Genomic DNA, 17,758 nt, shown 5'->3' with positions numbered 1-17,758 from the left:
GGAATGTAAAAGTAAAGTTAGGAAGTGTTTGCTCAGCCCAAAAGGCCAGTAATAAAACTAGCCTTTTAAGAAAATCGTTAATTACATCCAATCAGCGTTACGGATAACGCCCACAGCCAACCCTTCAATGTTAAAGTGATCGTGCTCTAAATCAACTTTGATAGTATCAAATTCTTGGTTTTCAGCATGAAGTAAAACGTGTTTCCCAGTTTTTTCAAAGCGCTTAACTGTAACATCTTCATCTACACGCGCCACAACAACCTGCCCATTGATTGCTACAGGAGTCCTGTGAACTGCTAATAAATCACCATCCATAATACCAATATCTTTCATACTCTCACCTTTAACGCGAAGTAAAAAATCAGCACATGGATTGAACAGGTGTGGATCTACTTGGTAATGACTTTCAATATGTTCATGAGCCAAAATAGGTGAACCAGCTGCAACTTGACCAATAAGCGGTAAGCCTAATTGCTCTGGCTCTTCTTCCTCAACTAAACGGATACCGCGACTCGCGCCAGGTACCATCTCAATCACCCCTTTTTTAGCAAGAGCCTTAAGATGTTCCTCTGCTGCATTGGCGCTTTTAAATCCTAATGTAGAGGCAATTTCAGCACGCGTTGGGGGCATGCCGGTATCTTTAATAAATACTTTAACAAGCTCTAAAATTTGCGCTTGACGCTTAGTTAATGGTCTCATTCACTGGTTTTCCATACAGTACATATAACTGTGAGTATATACAGTTATTGCTATTTCGCAACTTTTAATTCTTTGACTTATGAGGTTTTGCTAATTATTTGCTTTCATAACCTACCCCATATAACAACTTGGAAAGAAGATTTAAAACAGGAAACATAATTGCTTTATTTTTCTTCTGGCATGACCAGTTATTTAATCTTTTTACGTTAACTGGTATGCTAGCGCCCCTTTTCGTTATAGGTTGATTTTATGAATTTGGTTAGTGCTATGATTCAGTGGTTCGCAAATGGTATGAATAAGCTTTTCGTGCGGTCTAAAATTGTTCCGGAGCACCCTTTGCATAACCTAGGCATTGATACTAACAAGCCAACTGTCTATATCACCTTATTAAATTCATTTGCAGACGCAGCTGCACTAAAAGCGACCTGTAAACGACTCGGATTACCAAATCCACAAGTTAAACAGCAAATTGGAAGTGTAAATATCCCACGTTTCATTCCAATTCACCATCGATCACCGCTTTTCGGCAAATCCAAAAAAGAGAGTCCCGCGATTGCCATCTGCGAGGATATTTTTAGTGCATTAAAACAATCTGAAGAAAATGATTTTCAAGTCATTCCTGTCACGATTTTGTGGGGAAGAAACCCTGGTAAAGAAAAACCAGGACTAGGTACTATATTATCAAGTTCACTTACTCCTAGTTGGTTACGAAAAGTATTTGTCGTATTACTTTCAGGGCGCGACAATTTAATTCGTTTTAGTCGCCCCTTGCAGCTATCAGAGCTCACTGGCAAGAAACAAAGTAGTGATCTCCCGCAAAAACTGATTCGTGTTGCTCGCGTGCATTTTAAACGTCAAAAACTTGCAGCGCTTGGGCCCAAGCTACCTTCACGCGATCAGCTTTCTCAAGGTTTACTGGCTTCTGGCTCAGTAAAAGAGGCAATTGAACAGGAAGCCAAAAGTAAAAACATATCAATTGCTCAAGCTCGCCAAAATGCAATCAAATTAGTTGACGAAATTGCGGCCAATTACAATGAATCAATGATTAGCGTTTCTGAACGCATTTTAACTTGGTTATGGAACAAACTTTATAACGGTATTGAAGTGAATAATCCAGAGCGAATTCAAGAGCTCACAGATAAAGGTCATGAAATAATCTATATGCCATGCCATCGCAGCCATATGGATTATTTATTACTCACATATGTAATTTATCATCAAGGTTATGTGCCGCCACATATAGCCGCAGGTATTAATTTAAGCTTTTGGCCGGCTGGCCCTATCTTTAGACGTTGCGGCGCGTTTTTCTTACGACGTTCTTTCAAAGGAAATAAGCTCTACTCTTCAGTATTTCGTGAATATTTAAGCCAATTATTTATCAAAGGTTATGCTGTTAAATTCTATACTGAAGGCGGTCGTAGTCGAACAGGTCGTTTACTGCCTCCTAAAACCGGTATGTTAGCAATGACATTACAATCAATTTTACGCGGAATCGACCGACCGATTTCTATTGTGCCTGTTTATATTGGTTATGAGCATGTCATGGAAGTAAATACATATCTCGGTGAATTGGCGGGCCAACAAAAGAAAAATGAGTCAGTTTTAGGTGTTTTTAAAACGCTCAGAAAACTTAAAAATTACGGTAAAGGCAATGTTAATTTTGGCGAGCCAATTAACATTAACCAATATCTAACTCAGCACCAATCAGATTGGCGTGAGAGCATCAACGTTTCTGAAAAACCTCACTGGCTTACTCCAATGGTAGGTAAGTTAGCAGATTCAGTCATGGTGAATATTAATAATGCAGCTGCAATTAATGCCGTTACATTAATATCATGTATTTTGTTAAATACTGAAAAACAGGCAATGACACGCTCTGAGCTTATTGCATCTATGACGAACTACCTAAAATTGCTTGAACAAGCTCCTTACAGTCATGATGTGAGCTTACCAGAACAGAATGTAGAGCAATTATTAGAGCACGCATTGAAGCTAGATAAATTCGAGTGTATTAGCCAAGGACGTGTCGAAGTTATTCGCGTCAAAAGCACGCAAAAAGTGCTGTTAAACTATTATCGCAATAATGTACTACATTTGTTTGCAGTGCCGAGTTTAATTAGCTCAATTTTAGTTAGTCATAAGCAGATTTCGTGTGAAAAACTAATACACCAGGTAGAAGCGCTTTACCCACTATTTAAACAAGAGTGGTTTATGCAGCCGTACAGTGAAAATTACATCAACGAGTCAATTGACGCGTTAAGCAGTATTGGCTTTGTTACCATAGAGAATGGCTCAATTGCTGTTAACCCAAACAGCAAATCGTTAGCTCAGCTCAATTTATTGGCACGTTTTATTCAATGTACTTTGATTCGATACGCCAGTGTCATAAAACTGATTTTAGTCAGTGACGGTATTTCACAAGAGCAATTAGAACAGCAAAGCCAAGATTTTGCTAAACAACTAGCACAACTGTTCGGAATTGATACACCAGAATTTTTTGATAAAAAAATCCTTTCTGGCTTTATTAGTACGTTAAAACAAAACGATATGATTAATGATTGCGAGCAGGGAAAGATCTCTGGCAATCAAACCACCCTTAAGTTAAGTGAAATTATTGCGAAGCAACTTGCACCTAGCATTGCTAGCGCTTTGGAAAACTAAATAACATCGTCTAAGCTTAAAAAAGGCGGTTTAACCGCCTTTTTTATTTGTATTGCCTAATCACACCTTCTTGAATTGTCGACGCTATAAGCTCTCCCTGTTGATTAAAGAACTGTCCTCTGACCAATCCTCGACCTCCGCTCGCTGAAGGGCTATCAACCGCGTACAGTATCCAATCATCTAAACGAAACGGACGATGAAAATACATTGCATGATCTATCGTTGCTACCTGCATATCTGGTTGTAAAAAAGACAAACCATGCGGCTGCAATGCTGTTGGCAAAAATTCAAAATCAGACGCATAAGCGAGTAAATATTTATGAACACGCGGATCATTAGGCATATCGCCATTAGCTTTAAACCATACATAGCGCTGAGGCAAAGTAACCACCGGCTTAAATGGGTTTTGAAAATTCACCGGCCTCATTTCAATTGGCTTATCACAAATTATTTTATTACGTATTTTTTCTGGGATCAGATCTTTATGCTCTCTGTACACATCAAGTGAAGATGGTAATTTATCCGGTCCAGGCACATTCGGCATAGCCGCCTGATGGGTCACTCCCTCTTCTTCCACTTGGAAAGATGCAGTCATATAAAAAATAGGTTTACCAAACTGAATTGCTTTGACCCTACGAGTACTAAAACTTTTACCATCACGGATATTTTCAACATCGTAAACAATTGGGTGAGCCACATCACCAGGCCTTAAAAAGTAAGAGTGCAGTGAGTGCACTTGCCTATCTTCTGCAACAGTTTCCTTCGCCGCTGACAAAGCTTGGCCCATTACTTGACCACCAAAGACAGCTTTAAAGCCCAAATCCTGACTCGGACCTCGATATAAACCTTGCTCTATTTTTTCTAACTTAAGTAACGCTAAAAGATCGTCTAGTACCTGACTCATAACACTGTTTCGTAATTTGCTGATATCGCTATAATAGCAAACACTGGTTGCTTTAACATTAGCGAGAATAGGTAATGCAATATTGGTTGTTTAAAACCGAACCCGATGAATTTTCAATCAACGATTTAAAACGGAAAAATAATGAAGTTTGGGATGGTATTCGCAATTACCAAGCAAGAAATTTTTTGCGCGACCAAGTCGCTTTAGATGATCTTGTATTTATTTATCATTCAAGTTGCAAAGAACCCGGCATAGTTGGCATTGCCACAGTCATTAAAACAGCATTTCCGGATCCATCACAATTTGATGCTAACTCGAAATACTTTGACACAAAGAGCACACTAGAAAACCCGCGTTGGTTCAGCGTAGAACTGCAATTTGTGAAACAACTCCGCCCCATTCCCCTGGCAAAGTTAAAAAATGATCAGCAACTTGCATCGATGCTCTTGATACAAAAAGGCAGCCGTTTATCGATTCAACCAGTTACAAAAAGCGAATGGGAATACATATTAAAAACATACAGTTAGAACAAAACCCAAGCTATTTTCAATGACTTTATCTGATCGGACTAGACACAACTCTTACGGATGTATTAATATCATTTGACTATTTTTGCAACTACGAAAAACTATGTCCGCTTTAACAAACAATCCTTTAGATGAAAGAAGGCAGGGAGAGCGCGATTTAAACGACTTTTGGCAAAATTTAAGTTTTGCACAAAAAGTTGAGTTGAATAAGTTAAATCGTTATGGCTATCAACTTGCGTTTGCTCGAAAATTAGAAAATAACTATTTAGCATTCGCTCGCTGCGACTCTATTTACGCCACCATAGATTATCTTGGGGAAGTCGATATGGAACCAGCTTATAACATACGTTAAAAAGGCAACTTTCGTTGCCTTTTTAATTGCTTATATTTTATAGCGATGACCAATTTATCTCGTCACTTAATACTCTTTCCACTGCCATATAGTGTAAAATATCACCTTGCTTAATCACCATATCCAGCGGTGGATTTAAATCCAACCCATCACCAACACGATTGTGAGCAACTCCTAGAATTGTAGCGTCACATTCTTTTTTGAAATAAAAAAATAGTGCTTCAAATTTGAGATTTTCTTTCACATCACCCACAACTAGACTAAATTGCGTATCACCATGTAATGTCGATAACAGTTCTTCTTGAATACGACTTGAGCCAGGGTCTTGCATCGAACGCACTAGAATTTCGACTGATTTTGAACTTGTTGATTCAACATTTTTGCAATGCTCACGCAACATTTCACTTTTACTTTCATCAAGAAAATACGCACTGATATGGCATTTATCATTTACTAAACGACTAATTTTTAGGGCAGTAGTGAAAGTCTGGTCATCCTCAGCACCGTCAACAATGACTTTATCTGCGCCGTCTATCGCCACTCGTTTGAGTTCGTCAAGATCGGTAAAACTTGAAAGCCTCACAAAATCAATATGGGGATTATAAGCAAACGGGTGAGTCATTTCTTTATCTACCGCCAGCAAAATTCGTCGTTCTAAGCGTTTACTATCTGCTAAAATGTAATTGATCATCTTTCGTGTACGTACATGGTGATAACCAAAAATGATAATGTGCTCTGTTTGTCCTGAAAAATCTTTATCGCCTGTCATAGATGCCTTGATTAACCCCGTGATACTTTGACCAACTTTTCCTAAAACCACACCAAACAATGCTAATCCAATAGGAATTTGCACTAATGCAACAAATAACTTGCCCCAAGTAGTTGAGGGACTTAAATCGCCAAACCCAACAGTTGACGTGGTGACTATGTAGTAGTAAACAAATTGATTTAACGCTAACAGCTCACTCTCGTTGACTGCATATAAACATAACCATGTTAGAAACATATGCAATACAAGTAACGAGCTCACCGATGTCCAACTTACATGGTGAATATGTCGCCGAATAGCTATTAAAATTTTTTTAATAACTAAGTTCATGATAATTTAATTTTAATTAACTTGATGACGGGCACTTTATCCTTTACTCAGTAAATGAGCAAGCAATGCCATAATCCCTATTTATATCAACAACAAGTTTACGCTGCCGTAAAAAAGAATAATTAAATATGAAAAAATTTAAAACTCGTTCTAGACTTACGTTGAACTGTTGAGTTCGAAAAAGGCAAACTTAGTGAAAACTGAGGACGCAAAGCTATCGGTCTAAGGGGCTTTCCTATGGTTGCGAAGCTGCCACCACTATAACAGGTCGGGGGCTATGTAGGCTGCTTCGAATTCGTATTAACATTCAAAGTGAAAAAGTTTGAAGCAGCCTTTATTTTTAATTTTTTTGCTTAATTGCTTCGATATATTTATCTATTTGTCGTTCTAGTAAATCTAAAGGTAATGAACCATTCTTTAATATTTGATAATGGAACTCTCTAATGTCAAATGCTTGCCCTAGTTCAGATTCCGCTTTGGTACGTAGCCTTTTAATTGTTAATTCACCTATTTTATAAGAGAGTGCCTGACCGGGCCATGAGATATAACGGTCTGTTTCTGTTTTGATGTTGTGTAATGATAGCGCTGAGTTTTCTTGCATAAAGGTCATTGCTTGTTCACGACTCCAACCAAATAAATGCATACCAGTGTCTACAACTAAACGTGCAGCACGCCACATTTCATAAGTTAAGCGACCAAAATCACTATATACATCTTGGTAGAACCCCATTTCTTTACCTAGATATTCAGAATACAACCCCCACCCTTCACCAAAAGCTGAAATATAATGGTCACGGCGATAATCTGGCACATTCTCTAGCTCTTTGTTAAGCGATATTTGTAAATGATGCCCAGGCACAGCTTCATGCAAAGTAAGCGCTTCAAGAACATATAACGGGCGTTTATCCAATCCATAGGTATTTACCCAGTAAAAACCTGGATCGGTATCTCTGTACGCTCCCACATAACGACCGGTAGTGTATTTAGGAGCTATAGATTCAGGAACAGGTGCCACACCGTATGGTGTACGTGGTAATAGTTTGAAGAATTTTGGCAATTGCGCATCCGCTTTTTTGGCAATATACGACGCTTCTTTCAATAACTCTTCTGCAGATTTGGCATAAAACTGTGGATCAGTTCGTAAAAATTGCACAAACTCCGCAAAACTACCTTTAAAACCTGTTGAATCGATGATTTGTTGCATTTCTGAACGAATGCGTTTTACTTCTTGCAAACCAAGTTGGTGTACTTGCTCTGCCGTCATATTGGTTGTGGTGTAGTATTTCACCCGATTCTGGTAATAATCGACCCCATTTGGCGTTGATGATATGCCTATTTCAGCACGCGCATTTGGTTGATATTCAGATTCAAAGAAAACGAGGTAATTCTCATACGCTGGGATTACTTGATCTGCAATAATCGCTTTGGCTTTATTTTGAAGTTTAGAAAAAGTCGCATCTGATATCTGCTCAGGCTTATTTTCAAATGGCTGGTAAAAAGAAGATTTAGTTGCCTCATCAACAATATATGCTTTGATTGAATCTTCATATCCCGCAAGAACCGGTTGGGGTTGAGTTAAGCCAATTTCAATGCCTTTTTTCATCCAAAAAATATTTTGCTCAAAATAGCGCTTTACACCTGATAAACGGTTTAAATACAACTGATAGTCCTCTTCAGTTTTAAAGCGACTATTTGAAACCATAAACGATAGCGCTGAATGGAAGCCAAATTCAGATGTCAATGGCATGTAATGTGCTTTAAAGCGGTATTCATCAACAGCATTACTCACCTGTGAAATCAAAATTGCATGATTAATTTGGTTTTGTTCATCTAAAAGAGCAATGTTAATACCTTCCAGTTCAGCTAAAAATCCTTTATTTTTTGCGTAATCTGCCGTTAGAAACTCATTGGATAAGTTTTGTAAATAATACCCATCCACCCCCTCCTTATGTTGATAAGGGTCAATCTCATCTCGATATGCAACAATGTCATCGGCAAGTTGTCGAAATTGCTTTACTGCTTGTGTTTGCGACATAACTTGTTTTGCTGGCGATAAATTATCTGTTGATAGGCACCCCGTTAACGATGTACCCGAGACTGCTAACATTAGAAGCGATACTTTGAAGTTTTTCATATATTAGAACCAGAATAATTATTTCTTACCAGCATACGCAATTTCATTTTTTAATCTCAACTAATTTGCGACCAAGTCAATATTTCAATACATAGCTAGGTATTTTTTATGTTTTAACTAGCGATAGTTTCCAATTTATAAATTTTACAATTATTGATAGTGAAAAAATCGTTTTTTTTTGATAATTAATAGACTTTTCCTATTCCCAAAATAGAAAAATTGTTTTCTAATTACTTAGGACTTTAATGGATGAAGGTTGCTAATAATTTAGGGTGAATATTTAAGCGGTAATTAACCACTGAGGTTGGGATTTTATGAAGTACCATGATTCCATGGCACAAGCGCAGCAAAAAATGACGGAGGTTTGCTGGTTTTTAGAAAGGTATAATTTACCACCTATTCCGATCAACTATCATACAGTTTACAGCTTTATTTCTAAGTCAAACGATGCCTTGTGTGAAGAATTGGAAGGATTACTTGCTGCAGATGATAAACTAGATAACTTTATCCTAGAAAACTTGTTCAATCGCTTTTTATCAGAACAAGATTCAAGCCAAAAAGAATTAATCCAAGGTGTCTCGAAAACAATGGAGACAATGGATACATCGATTGATCAAAGTAGTGAAACCATAAATAAATATATCGCTACCCTCGACACTAGCTTAATTGCGATTGATGATGCTGACGTTAGTGAGGCTAAGCAACTTATTGCAGAATTAATTAACGCGAGTTATGAGCTTAAAGGCTCGCAACAACAAGTTAATGAATCATTATTACAGGCCAGACAAGAGCTAAAAACCTGTCAGCAAAAATTGCTTAAAATAGAAAAACAACGACAAGTTGATCCCCTGACAGGCTTATATAAAGAAACTTATATGGCTGAAAAAGCAGCTGTTTGGGTTGAACAAGGAAAATCAATATGCGCTATTGCCATTGATATAGATGACTTTAACGATTTCAATGAAAAATATGGTCAAGCTGTGGGTGATGTGGTTATTGGCAAGGTTGCTAAGAAGATACGCTCTTACGTGCAAGATAGCGGTTTACCAATTCGAACCAAAGGTAAAGAGTTCATTATTTTACTACCTGATGTTAGCTTGCAGACAGCAAAGGAAATAGCTGAAAGAATGCGCACCGGCGTAGAGAAATTAAAGTTCATCAGTTCTCGCAGCGGCAGGCGTCTGCCTACCCTAACAATTTCCCTTGGTATCAGTGAGCTTGGTAATAACAATTTAAATCAGCTTACTGCTGCAGCAAGGCACTCAGTTGCTAGAGCAAAGTTGCAAGGAAAGAATAATGTTTTTTTTGATCCTTCCTGACACCTAAATTAACTTACAGAATGAGGCAGTGCAAGTTTAAACCCTTGAAGCCCATCACTGCCCAGGTCTTTTGCCCATTTTACTTGTTGCTCAGATTCCAATTGTTCACATACCACCACAATCCCTAGACTGTGAGCCAGTTTGATAATATTTTCGAGAAAATACCAAGAATCCTGCTTTTTCTCCAACTCATGAATAAAACTACCATCAAGTTTTACAATATCAATAGGCCACTTGCGAAGTGCTAATAATGTATTTTCACCTGTTCCAAAATGGTCAATAGCTACCTTAGAGCCTAATTTATGCAACTTTGTGATCACTTGAGGTGCTAATTGGCTTTGTGCAAGCATCATTTCATCAAACTCCCAGATAATAGACGAGAATAAATCTCCGTATTGAGAGGATTGATCCATAAGCCAAGCATAATATTCGTCATCTAAGATGCTGTGCACAGAAACATTAATACTAACAGGTAAATCCAAGCACCCCTTGATATACAACGCTCTAACTTGATCGAATATACGCTTATCTAACTGAGCACTTGCTGAAAACTGTTCCGCTTTCGATTGCAAAAGTAATGTGGGGATGACTTCGTCTTTGTATTGGATTTTACAGAGTACCTCTGAAAACATGAGGTTTACTTGATCCGACATCATTACCCCATGCTGAGAAAGATGTAGGCTTGATTCATTGATTGCCAACAATACACCTTCACGTGAAGCAAGCATATCTGAAACTTTTTTCATACGTGCCGACGGCTCATACAAGTGATACTGCCAACGTTCTTTTGTTGCCATCAGAACGGCTTCATCTGCTGCTTTCATTATCGCCGACATATCATCATTACTTTGCCACATTACCGCGCCAATTAGCACTTCTTTTTTTTGTTGATAACGTCCTTGCAACCTCATCAGATCTGCCGACAGCTCATTAAGTAACGTCACTAATTCATCTCGAGTTAAATGCTGTAATACGCAAGCGAATTCATTATCATTGAGACGAAATATTCGTGCATTTGCTCCTTGTTTAGAGTTAGTTTGCAAAGTATGAATGACATCTTCCAAAAAGGAGCGAGCAACTGAAAATCCTTCTTTTCGCCTTACATTTTCCCACTCGCTTAAACGCATCAATATTAGTGCGCCATTTTGATTTTTTTCTTCATGTAATAGCTGACTAAACTGTGCACTAAATAAACGTCGGTTACCCAGCTGTGTTAATTCATCGCGATATAGTGCATTTTTGGCATGCTCAAGGCGTTTGGTCAGCTCATTTACCAATTCTTTAACCTGATTAGTCATACGATTATGACTAGACATTAAGGCATTAACTTCAGACACACTATTGATCTCAGGGGCAACTGAAAAATCGTTTTCAGCCAACTTATTTGTATGCAGCTTTAGTGCCTCAATCGGCGCTTTAATAACATTAATTGCGAGGCGAAAAACAAACCATGTTAAAAACGTAAAAAAGGCAAAGATCAGACAGACATCATTAAGTTGTTCAAAAATATAATTATTGGCTTGTACATTCGAAATTTGCATTTGCATCATATATTCGCGTTCATCAACGTATACCGATTGCTGAAACAAAGGACTACTAATTGCTAGCACATTTTGCAACCATGTTGGCATGAGCGTTTTTTGGCTTGATCTATACTCCACTAAGGTAGTGTTATTGTGCTGTAAACGTAGGTATGAAAATTCGTAGGCTTTTTTAAAATCATTAAAGCGTTTAATCAATTCTGCCTGCTCCCCCCCCTTTAAGTCATAGAGGCTTTGCACCGCATTTTGCCCTACCAATTGGGTTTGCTGTGCCAACTGTTGTTTCACAAATGCTTTGCTGTTTGCTATTGAAAAACTTGTGATAGCAGCAAACAGCAGTATCATTATTAGTGCCACAATTAAGTTAAAATAAGATTTTAACGACATATTTTATAAGGTCATTTTTTCTCCAATAATCTCATTCTAGTGTGAGATCAACAAAAGTGCCCAATTTAAGCTATTAGACCTTGCTGATGATTGTCATTTCTCACTCCATTCGAGTAAACTATAGGCGTTAATAATCATAGGATTGAAAATGAAGCCGCAAGACGAGCAAACGCACTTTGGTTACAAATCTGTAGCAAGAGACGAAAAACAAGGTTTAGTTGCCGACGTATTCCATTCTGTTGCAGCCAAATACGATGTAATGAATGACTTAATGTCGTTTGGTGTTCACCGTTTATGGAAACGCCACACCATTGCTTGCTCAGGTGCTCGCCGAGGCCAAACTATTTTAGATTTAGCCGGTGGTACTGGCGATTTGACCGCGCGCTTCAGTGATATTGTTGGCCCTGAAGGCCAAGTTATTCTCGGTGATATCAATGATTCTATGCTTAAAGTTGGACGCGATAAACTGCGTAACTTAGGTAAAGTAGGGAACATTGAATATGTGCAAATGAACGCTGAGGCATTGCCATTCCCAGATAATACATTTGATCTTATTACCATTGCTTTTGGCCTTAGAAATGTCACAGATAAAAGCAAAGCATTGGCGTCAATGCAACGCGTATTAAAGCCTGGTGGTCGTTTATTGGTATTAGAGTTTTCCAAGCCAATTTATGAGCCACTGAATAAAGCTTATGATTTTTACTCATTTAATTTACTACCAGGTATGGGCAAACTCGTTGCTAACGATGCAGAATCGTATCGTTATTTAGCAGAATCCATTCGCATGCACCCAGACCAAGAAACATTGAAAGCAATGATGGAAGAAGTAGGTTTTGAAATGACCAGTTATGAAAACCTAACGGGCGGGATTGTTGCTCTTCATAAAGGGTTTAAGTTCTAACACTATGGTGTCTAGTCTTATTGCAGCGTCAATCGAGCAGCTATTAAATCAATTAATTAAACTTGATAATGAGTTTATTAATGATTTAACTCCAGCTGTTCGCCAGCAGTTAACCGTTGAAGTGACCGACCTTAATGCTGTTATGACGGTGATTTTTGACGGTGCCAAGTTTCATATTTTACCAAACGGTGATGCAAGCAGTGACTGCTTTATTAGCGCAGATTTAAACACCCTGCTTGAACTGAAAAAACCTGAGAATGTTACGCAACTTATCCGAAGCGGTAAGCTCAATTTAGACGGTGATTTAAATCTTGCTCAGCACTACAGCAAAGCATTCAATAACTTAGACATTGATTGGGCGGATAATCTGTCACGCTATTTCGGTGATGGCCCAGCTTACACCTTAGTAAACTTTATTAAACAAACAACTCATAAACTGAAACAGCAAAGAAAGATAACTGAGACAACAATTACCAGCCTTTTACAAGATGAGTTAAAAGTCTCGATTCACCCGCTTGAAGCGCAATTATTCAAGCAACACTGCCGTACATTACAACAAAATTTGGCACAATTAGAACAGCGTGTTGATAAGCTTAAAACGGTAATTTAAGGATCCAGTTAGTGCATTTCCCTCGTGCTTATAAAATAATCAAAACCTTGCTTAATTTCGGCCTAGATGAGCTTATCCCAAATCATTTGTTTCCTTGGTATGGAAAAATAGTCCGCGCATGTTTCTTTTGGCTTGGTAACAAACACAAAGATAAGAGCGTTGGTCAGCGATTGCGCCTAGCACTCGAGTCACTAGGTCCGGTTTGGGTGAAATTTGGCCAAATGTTATCAACAAGACGCGACTTACTGCCACCTGATATCGCGAAAGAACTTAGCTTATTACAAGACAATGTCGCGCCATTCGATGGTGAAGAAGCGCAAAAGCTTATTGAACAAGCCCTTGGCTTAGATGATATTCATCAATTATTTGACGATTTTGATGCTAAACCGCTTGCTTCTGCATCAATTGCACAAGTTCACACTGCACAGTTAAAGCACCATGATGAAAGTCATGAAGTAGTGATAAAAGTCATTCGCCCTGATATTGAAGAGGCTATTTATGCGGATTTAAAACTAATGGCGCAACTGGCTAAATTAGTCAGTCAATTTTTGCCTGATGGTAAACGTCTACGCCCTGTTGAAGTTATTAACGAATATCGAAAAACACTTTTAGATGAGCTTGATTTACAGCGTGAAGGCGCTAATGCGATTCAGCTTAAACGCAATTTTGAAAACTCTGATAGCCTCTATATCCCTTACGTTTACAGTGATTACAGCCGTAAAAATGTGCTGGTGATGGAACGTATTTACGGTATTCCCGTATCTGATATTTGCGCTCTTGAGGCACAAAACACTAACTTACAGCTGCTTGCAGAACGCGGTGTTGAGGTCTTCTTCACCCAAGTATTTCGCGACAGTTTTTTCCATGCGGATATGCATCCTGGTAATATTTTCGTTTCTCGCGAGCATCCAGAAAACCCAATGTATATTGGTATCGACTGCGGCATCGTTGGCACACTCAACAAAGAAGATAAGCGTTACTTAGCCGAAAACTTTATCGCGTTTTTCAATCGTGATTATCGCAAAGTGGCAGAACTACATGTCGATTCAGGTTGGGTGCCAGCAGATACAAATGTTGAAGAATTCGAGTTTGCGATTCGCACAGTATGTGAACCAATCTTCCAAAAACCGCTTGCTGAGATTTCCTTTGGCCAAGTACTGGTAAATCTATTCAATACCGCCCGCAGATTTAATATGGAAGTGCAACCGCAGCTTGTGCTACTGCAAAAAACACTATTGTATATTGAAGGGTTAGGTCGCCAACTTTACCCACAATTAGATCTTTGGAAAACCGCAAAACCTTTTTTAGAAGATTGGGTAAAGCAACAAATTGGGCCAAAAGCGGTCTTTTCACAAATTAAAGAAAATCTGCCATTTTGGGGCGAAAAGCTGCCTGAAATGCCTGATTTACTCTATAAAGCACTTAAACAAAACACAAATAACAGTGCAAACGTCACAATACAACAATCTAACCGTGCTATTGTATGGGCAATTTTTGCCATGACATTGACATTAACTGGCACTGTATTTTTTGTGACTGAATTTATTATTCCTTCAATTGCTTTGTTTAGCGCAGCAACAATATGTGCTTGGCGCGCTTTGCGACATTCACGCAATCATCAGGTATAATTTAACCATCGACTGAATTGGAGAAACTATTATGGGTATTGGTGGTATTAGCATTTGGCAACTACTGATTATCTTAGCAATTATCGTATTGTTATTTGGCACTAAAAAGCTGCGTGGAATCGGTAGCGATTTAGGTGGTGCAGTTAAAGGTTTTAAGAAAGCTGTTTCAGATGAAGAACAAAAATCTGAGGCAATTCAAAATAAAACTGAGCACGATAAAACAAGCGAAAGCGAAAAAAAGCACGATAAGGTATAACCATGGGCTTTTGGGAGCTTTTTGTTGTTCTTGTTGTGGGCTTGATTGTGTTGGGCCCTGAGCGTTTGCCAACGGCGGTGCGCTCTGTTGCACGCTGGATAAAAACAATTAAGCAAATGGCAACAAATGTACAAGCTGAGATCAACGAAGAGTTGCGTGTACATGAACTGCATCAAAACCTTAAAAAAGCCGAACAACAAGGTATGGATAATCTATCGCCAGAACTTCAGCGTTCAATTAATGAACTTTCTGAAGCTGCGCAATCTGTGACCCACAGCTACAAATCGAGCGATCAAACGACCGAGCAAGTGCAGAATAGAAGTAATGACAAACCCTCACAGTAACGCTGAGACAACGCCAACATTTATTAGCCATTTAGTTGAGTTACGTAATCGCTTAATGCGAGCGCTTGCCTCAATTTTGTTAATATTTTTAGCGCTAGTCTATTTTGCGAATGATATTTATGAATTTGTGGCAACCCCTTTGATATCAAACCTGCCAGAAAATGCCAGCATGATTGCAACAGATGTTACAGCGCCTTTTTTCGCGCCATTCAAACTAACATTATTTGCTGCACTGTTTTTAGCGTTTCCTTTTATTTTGCATCAAGTTTGGGGATTTATTGCACCTGGCTTATATCAAAATGAAAAAAAGGTATTAATGCCAATTTTAGCGGCCTCCGTTATTTTGTTTTATAGTGGCATCGCGTTTTGTTATTACCTAGTAATGCCAATAGTGCTTGGATTTTTCACAGGAATCGGTCCAGATGTCATGACCATCACGCCTGACATCAGTAGTTACTTAAGTTTTGTATTAAAGTTGTTCTTCGCATTTGGTATTGCTTTTGAAATTCCTGTTGCGATTATGTTGCTCTGCTGGAGTGGTGCAACAACCAAAGAAAGTCTGAAAGAAAAACGCCCATATGTAGTGGTAGGCGCATTTGTCATTGCGATGTTCTTAACACCGCCAGATGTGTTATCACAAACACTATTGGCTATTCCCATGCTAGCCCTTTTTGAGTTAGGCTTACTGCTAGCTGGTTTTTACCAAAAAAATACGGACTCAGAAGAGGTCAAAAACTAAAATGAAAAAGTTACCTATCCTTATTTTCTCAGTATTTGCATTACCTTTAAGTGCTACAGAGATTAATACACAAGCATTAAAAGCCTGTAGTTTTGTGGAAAATGATTTTCAGCGTCTGCAATGCTATGACCAAGTAATCGCAGGTAAAGAATTAACAACAGCCAAAAAAAGCAAGGCAGCAAAAAGTAATGCAAACGTACCTGAGCATGCAGCCGCCCCTGCAACAGTTAAATCAAAAAGTGCTGAAACTGCACCTCAAAAAGCTGGAAACAATTTTGGCTTAGAACATCGTAAGGTTGAAAAGCAAGGTGATGAGATTACATCTGTTGTTACCAATGTGAAAACGCATCCTCATGGTGAACTAATTGTTACCTTAGAAAACGGCCATGTTTGGCAACAAATTGGCAGTGATAGATTTACTCTCAAAGAAGGCGAAACAGTTGTCATCTCTCGCGGTATGTTTAACTCATTTATTATGAAAGTTGAAGGTCGCAATAGAGGCATCAAAGTTAAACGCAAATAGTTTTATGCGCTACTTTGATATTGGTGTAAACCTGAGCAGTGAACAATTTGCTAAAGACAGAGCAGATGTAGTTAGTCGCGCCCGTTTAGCAGGTGTTGATAACATGCTACTGATTGGTTCCAATATCCAAGATAGTCAGCAAGCAATTGTACTTGCAAACGAGTTTTCACTTATTGCAAGTGCAGGGATCCACCCTCATGATGCAAAAACAGCCGAAGATGATTATTGCCAAATAATCCAAAACCTTACCGAGCAAAATACCGTTGTTGCAGCTATCGGTGAGTGTGGTCTTGATTATAATCGTGACTTTTCACCTCGCGATAAGCAACGCGAAGTCTTTGCTGCGCAAGTCGCGCTTGCAAATAAACTTAATAAACCACTCTATATGCATCAACGTGATGCCCATCATGATTTCTTAGCCATAGTTAAAGAAGCTCAAGTTCCGGGTGTTGTCCATTGTTTTACTGACAGTGAAGAAGCTTTAGAGGCTTACTTAGAACTCGGTTTTTATATTGGTATTACAGGTTGGCTTTGTGATGAACGCCGTGGCGATACATTACGAAAATTACTGCCGCGCATTCCACTTGATAAGCTGCTATTTGAAACTGATGCACCCTATCTTTTGCCTCGAAATATCAAGCCAAAACCTAAATCAAGGCGCTCTGAACCTTTGCATATTGAATATGTAGCAAAACAGGCAGCTGAATTATACCAACGTCCTTTAGAAGAAGTTGCAAACGCAGCATTTTACAATGCCCATAAACTGTTTGGTTTGGAGTTAGCATAATGCGATTAATCGCTATTTTGTGTTGGCTGTTCTCTTTTGCACTGCATGCTAATACCTTAAACAGCAAACTACATGGGCATACCGAGCTTAATTATGAATACAGCATTGCTAATGTAAGTTCACCAGAAGACATACCAGCATCAGCATGGCAACGTGTTGAAGGTGGACAAATCAATTTAGGGTTAGGCACCTCCCCTGTTTGGCTTAAGTTCACCATTGTTAATAACACAGCGATGCAGCAAGACTTATTCTTGTTTAACGCTTTTGTTCATATTGATAAATTAACGCTTTATTATAAAGAGCGCAGTCAATTTTATTCTCAGCAGGAGCTTGGTGACAGCCTACCG

18 protein-coding genes and 1 riboswitch are annotated in these 17,758 nt (G+C 38.6%); of the genes, 13 read left to right on the top strand and 5 right to left on the bottom strand.

The annotated features are described in order from the left end of the window. Nucleotides 1–81: 81 nt before the first annotated feature. Nucleotides 82–699, bottom strand: a complete 618-nt coding sequence (gene lexA, locus ABYD77_RS04620; protein WP_372767457.1) for a transcriptional repressor LexA — start codon at nucleotides 697–699, stop codon at nucleotides 82–84. Nucleotides 700–948: 249 nt separating this feature from the next. Here lexA and plsB point away from each other — a divergent pair, with 249 nt between their 5' ends. Continuing rightward, entirely contained in the window at nucleotides 949–3,360 is a 2,412-nt protein-coding gene (gene plsB / locus ABYD77_RS04615; protein WP_372767455.1) for a glycerol-3-phosphate 1-O-acyltransferase PlsB, read from the top strand. A 43-nt stretch (nucleotides 3,361–3,403) separates the two neighbouring features. Here the strand turns inward: plsB and tesB are convergent, their stop codons facing one another. Next, complete coding sequence (tesB, locus tag ABYD77_RS04610; protein WP_372767453.1) at nucleotides 3,404–4,264, bottom strand: acyl-CoA thioesterase II; 861 nt, start codon at nucleotides 4,262–4,264, stop codon at nucleotides 3,404–3,406. A 74-nt stretch (nucleotides 4,265–4,338) separates the two neighbouring features. Here tesB and ABYD77_RS04605 point away from each other — a divergent pair, with 74 nt between their 5' ends. After that, complete coding sequence (locus ABYD77_RS04605; RefSeq protein ID WP_372767451.1) at nucleotides 4,339–4,791, top strand: EVE domain-containing protein; 453 nt, start codon at nucleotides 4,339–4,341, stop codon at nucleotides 4,789–4,791. 103 nt (nucleotides 4,792–4,894) lie between these two features. Further along, on the top strand, nucleotides 4,895–5,143 hold the full coding sequence (locus ABYD77_RS04600; protein WP_372767449.1) for a hypothetical protein: 249 nt from the start codon (nucleotides 4,895–4,897) through the stop codon (nucleotides 5,141–5,143). 37 nt (nucleotides 5,144–5,180) lie between these two features. Here ABYD77_RS04600 and ABYD77_RS04595 read toward each other — a convergent pair whose 3' ends face one another. Continuing rightward, complete coding sequence (locus tag ABYD77_RS04595) at nucleotides 5,181–6,242, bottom strand: potassium channel family protein (RefSeq protein ID WP_372767447.1); 1,062 nt, start codon at nucleotides 6,240–6,242, stop codon at nucleotides 5,181–5,183. Between the two features lie 173 nt (nucleotides 6,243–6,415). Beyond that, nucleotides 6,416–6,499, top strand: a riboswitch (cyclic di-GMP riboswitch). An 83-nt stretch (nucleotides 6,500–6,582) separates the two neighbouring features. Further along, the gene (locus ABYD77_RS04590) at nucleotides 6,583–8,376 is read right to left on the bottom strand and encodes a DUF885 family protein (protein ID WP_372767445.1); all 1,794 of its coding nucleotides are present in this window, start codon (nucleotides 8,374–8,376) and stop codon (nucleotides 6,583–6,585) included. A 314-nt stretch (nucleotides 8,377–8,690) separates the two neighbouring features. Here ABYD77_RS04590 and ABYD77_RS04585 point away from each other — a divergent pair, with 314 nt between their 5' ends. After that, the gene (locus ABYD77_RS04585; RefSeq protein ID WP_372767443.1) at nucleotides 8,691–9,695 is read left to right on the top strand and encodes a diguanylate cyclase domain-containing protein; all 1,005 of its coding nucleotides are present in this window, start codon (nucleotides 8,691–8,693) and stop codon (nucleotides 9,693–9,695) included. Nucleotides 9,696–9,703: 8 nt separating this feature from the next. Here ABYD77_RS04585 and ABYD77_RS04580 read toward each other — a convergent pair whose 3' ends face one another. Further along, on the bottom strand, nucleotides 9,704–11,581 hold the full coding sequence (locus ABYD77_RS04580; RefSeq protein ID WP_372767441.1) for an EAL domain-containing protein: 1,878 nt from the start codon (nucleotides 11,579–11,581) through the stop codon (nucleotides 9,704–9,706). Between the two features lie 190 nt (nucleotides 11,582–11,771). On the opposite strand from ABYD77_RS04580, the gene ubiE reads away from it, so the two are divergent. The 9 genes from ubiE to ABYD77_RS04535 form a co-directional block, all read left to right on the top strand. Then, nucleotides 11,772–12,524, top strand: coding sequence for a bifunctional demethylmenaquinone methyltransferase/2-methoxy-6-polyprenyl-1,4-benzoquinol methylase UbiE (gene ubiE / locus ABYD77_RS04575; RefSeq protein WP_372767439.1), 753 nt, complete (start codon nucleotides 11,772–11,774; stop codon nucleotides 12,522–12,524). Nucleotides 12,525–12,528: 4 nt separating this feature from the next. Further along, nucleotides 12,529–13,134 (top strand): SCP2 domain-containing protein, encoded by a 606-nt coding sequence (locus ABYD77_RS04570; RefSeq protein ID WP_372767437.1) that lies wholly within the window; start codon nucleotides 12,529–12,531, stop codon nucleotides 13,132–13,134. Nucleotides 13,135–13,145: 11 nt separating this feature from the next. Then, on the top strand, nucleotides 13,146–14,762 hold the full coding sequence (ubiB, locus tag ABYD77_RS04565) for a ubiquinone biosynthesis regulatory protein kinase UbiB (RefSeq protein WP_372767435.1): 1,617 nt from the start codon (nucleotides 13,146–13,148) through the stop codon (nucleotides 14,760–14,762). A gap of 31 nt (nucleotides 14,763–14,793) precedes the next feature. Continuing rightward, on the top strand, nucleotides 14,794–15,018 hold the full coding sequence (gene tatA, locus ABYD77_RS04560) for a Sec-independent protein translocase subunit TatA (RefSeq protein ID WP_372767433.1): 225 nt from the start codon (nucleotides 14,794–14,796) through the stop codon (nucleotides 15,016–15,018). 2 nt (nucleotides 15,019–15,020) lie between these two features. Further along, on the top strand, nucleotides 15,021–15,362 hold the full coding sequence (gene tatB / locus ABYD77_RS04555) for a Sec-independent protein translocase protein TatB (protein WP_372767431.1): 342 nt from the start codon (nucleotides 15,021–15,023) through the stop codon (nucleotides 15,360–15,362). Beyond that, nucleotides 15,343–16,101, top strand: coding sequence for a twin-arginine translocase subunit TatC (gene tatC / locus ABYD77_RS04550; RefSeq protein WP_372767429.1), 759 nt, complete (start codon nucleotides 15,343–15,345; stop codon nucleotides 16,099–16,101). The genes tatB and tatC overlap by 20 nt, the downstream gene beginning before the upstream one ends. 1 nt (nucleotide 16,102) lies before the next feature. Beyond that, nucleotides 16,103–16,624 (top strand): hypothetical protein, encoded by a 522-nt coding sequence (locus ABYD77_RS04545; protein ID WP_372767427.1) that lies wholly within the window; start codon nucleotides 16,103–16,105, stop codon nucleotides 16,622–16,624. 4 nt (nucleotides 16,625–16,628) lie between these two features. Further along, a complete protein-coding gene (locus ABYD77_RS04540) occupies nucleotides 16,629–17,411 on the top strand; it encodes a TatD family hydrolase (protein WP_372767425.1) in 783 nt (260 codons plus the stop codon). Beyond that, nucleotides 17,411–17,758: 7TM-DISM domain-containing protein (locus tag ABYD77_RS04535; RefSeq protein WP_372767423.1), on the top strand; the 348-nt coding region annotated here is incomplete at its 3' end. The genes ABYD77_RS04540 and ABYD77_RS04535, both read left to right, overlap by 1 nt.

The sequence above is a fragment of the Pseudoalteromonas sp. genome, assembly GCF_041629635.1.
Classification (GTDB): Bacteria; Pseudomonadota; Gammaproteobacteria; order Enterobacterales; family Alteromonadaceae; genus Pseudoalteromonas.
This window is presented reverse-complemented; position numbering and strand designations above follow the sequence as displayed.

Excerpts from the sequence above, each read along its gene's own strand:
- tatA (WP_372767433.1), top strand. The coding sequence starts at position 14,794 with ATGGGTATTGGTGGTATTAGCATTTGGCAACTACTGATTATCTTAGCA.
- ABYD77_RS04590 (WP_372767445.1), bottom strand. The coding sequence starts at position 8,376 with ATGAAAAACTTCAAAGTATCGCTTCTAATGTTAGCAGTCTCGGGTACA.
- plsB (WP_372767455.1), top strand. The coding sequence starts at position 949 with ATGAATTTGGTTAGTGCTATGATTCAGTGGTTCGCAAATGGTATGAAT.
- ABYD77_RS04595 (WP_372767447.1), bottom strand. The coding sequence starts at position 6,242 with ATGAACTTAGTTATTAAAAAAATTTTAATAGCTATTCGGCGACATATT.
- lexA (WP_372767457.1), bottom strand. The coding sequence starts at position 699 with ATGAGACCATTAACTAAGCGTCAAGCGCAAATTTTAGAGCTTGTTAAA.
- ABYD77_RS04605 (WP_372767451.1), top strand. The coding sequence starts at position 4,339 with ATGCAATATTGGTTGTTTAAAACCGAACCCGATGAATTTTCAATCAAC.
- tesB (WP_372767453.1), bottom strand. The coding sequence starts at position 4,264 with ATGAGTCAGGTACTAGACGATCTTTTAGCGTTACTTAAGTTAGAAAAA.
- ABYD77_RS04540 (WP_372767425.1), top strand. The coding sequence starts at position 16,629 with ATGCGCTACTTTGATATTGGTGTAAACCTGAGCAGTGAACAATTTGCT.
- ABYD77_RS04600 (WP_372767449.1), top strand. The coding sequence starts at position 4,895 with ATGTCCGCTTTAACAAACAATCCTTTAGATGAAAGAAGGCAGGGAGAG.
- ABYD77_RS04545 (WP_372767427.1), top strand. The coding sequence starts at position 16,103 with ATGAAAAAGTTACCTATCCTTATTTTCTCAGTATTTGCATTACCTTTA.
- tatB (WP_372767431.1), top strand. The coding sequence starts at position 15,021 with ATGGGCTTTTGGGAGCTTTTTGTTGTTCTTGTTGTGGGCTTGATTGTG.
- ABYD77_RS04580 (WP_372767441.1), bottom strand. The coding sequence starts at position 11,581 with ATGATACTGCTGTTTGCTGCTATCACAAGTTTTTCAATAGCAAACAGC.
- tatC (WP_372767429.1), top strand. The coding sequence starts at position 15,343 with ATGACAAACCCTCACAGTAACGCTGAGACAACGCCAACATTTATTAGC.
- ubiE (WP_372767439.1), top strand. The coding sequence starts at position 11,772 with ATGAAGCCGCAAGACGAGCAAACGCACTTTGGTTACAAATCTGTAGCA.
- ABYD77_RS04585 (WP_372767443.1), top strand. The coding sequence starts at position 8,691 with ATGAAGTACCATGATTCCATGGCACAAGCGCAGCAAAAAATGACGGAG.
- ABYD77_RS04570 (WP_372767437.1), top strand. The coding sequence starts at position 12,529 with ATGGTGTCTAGTCTTATTGCAGCGTCAATCGAGCAGCTATTAAATCAA.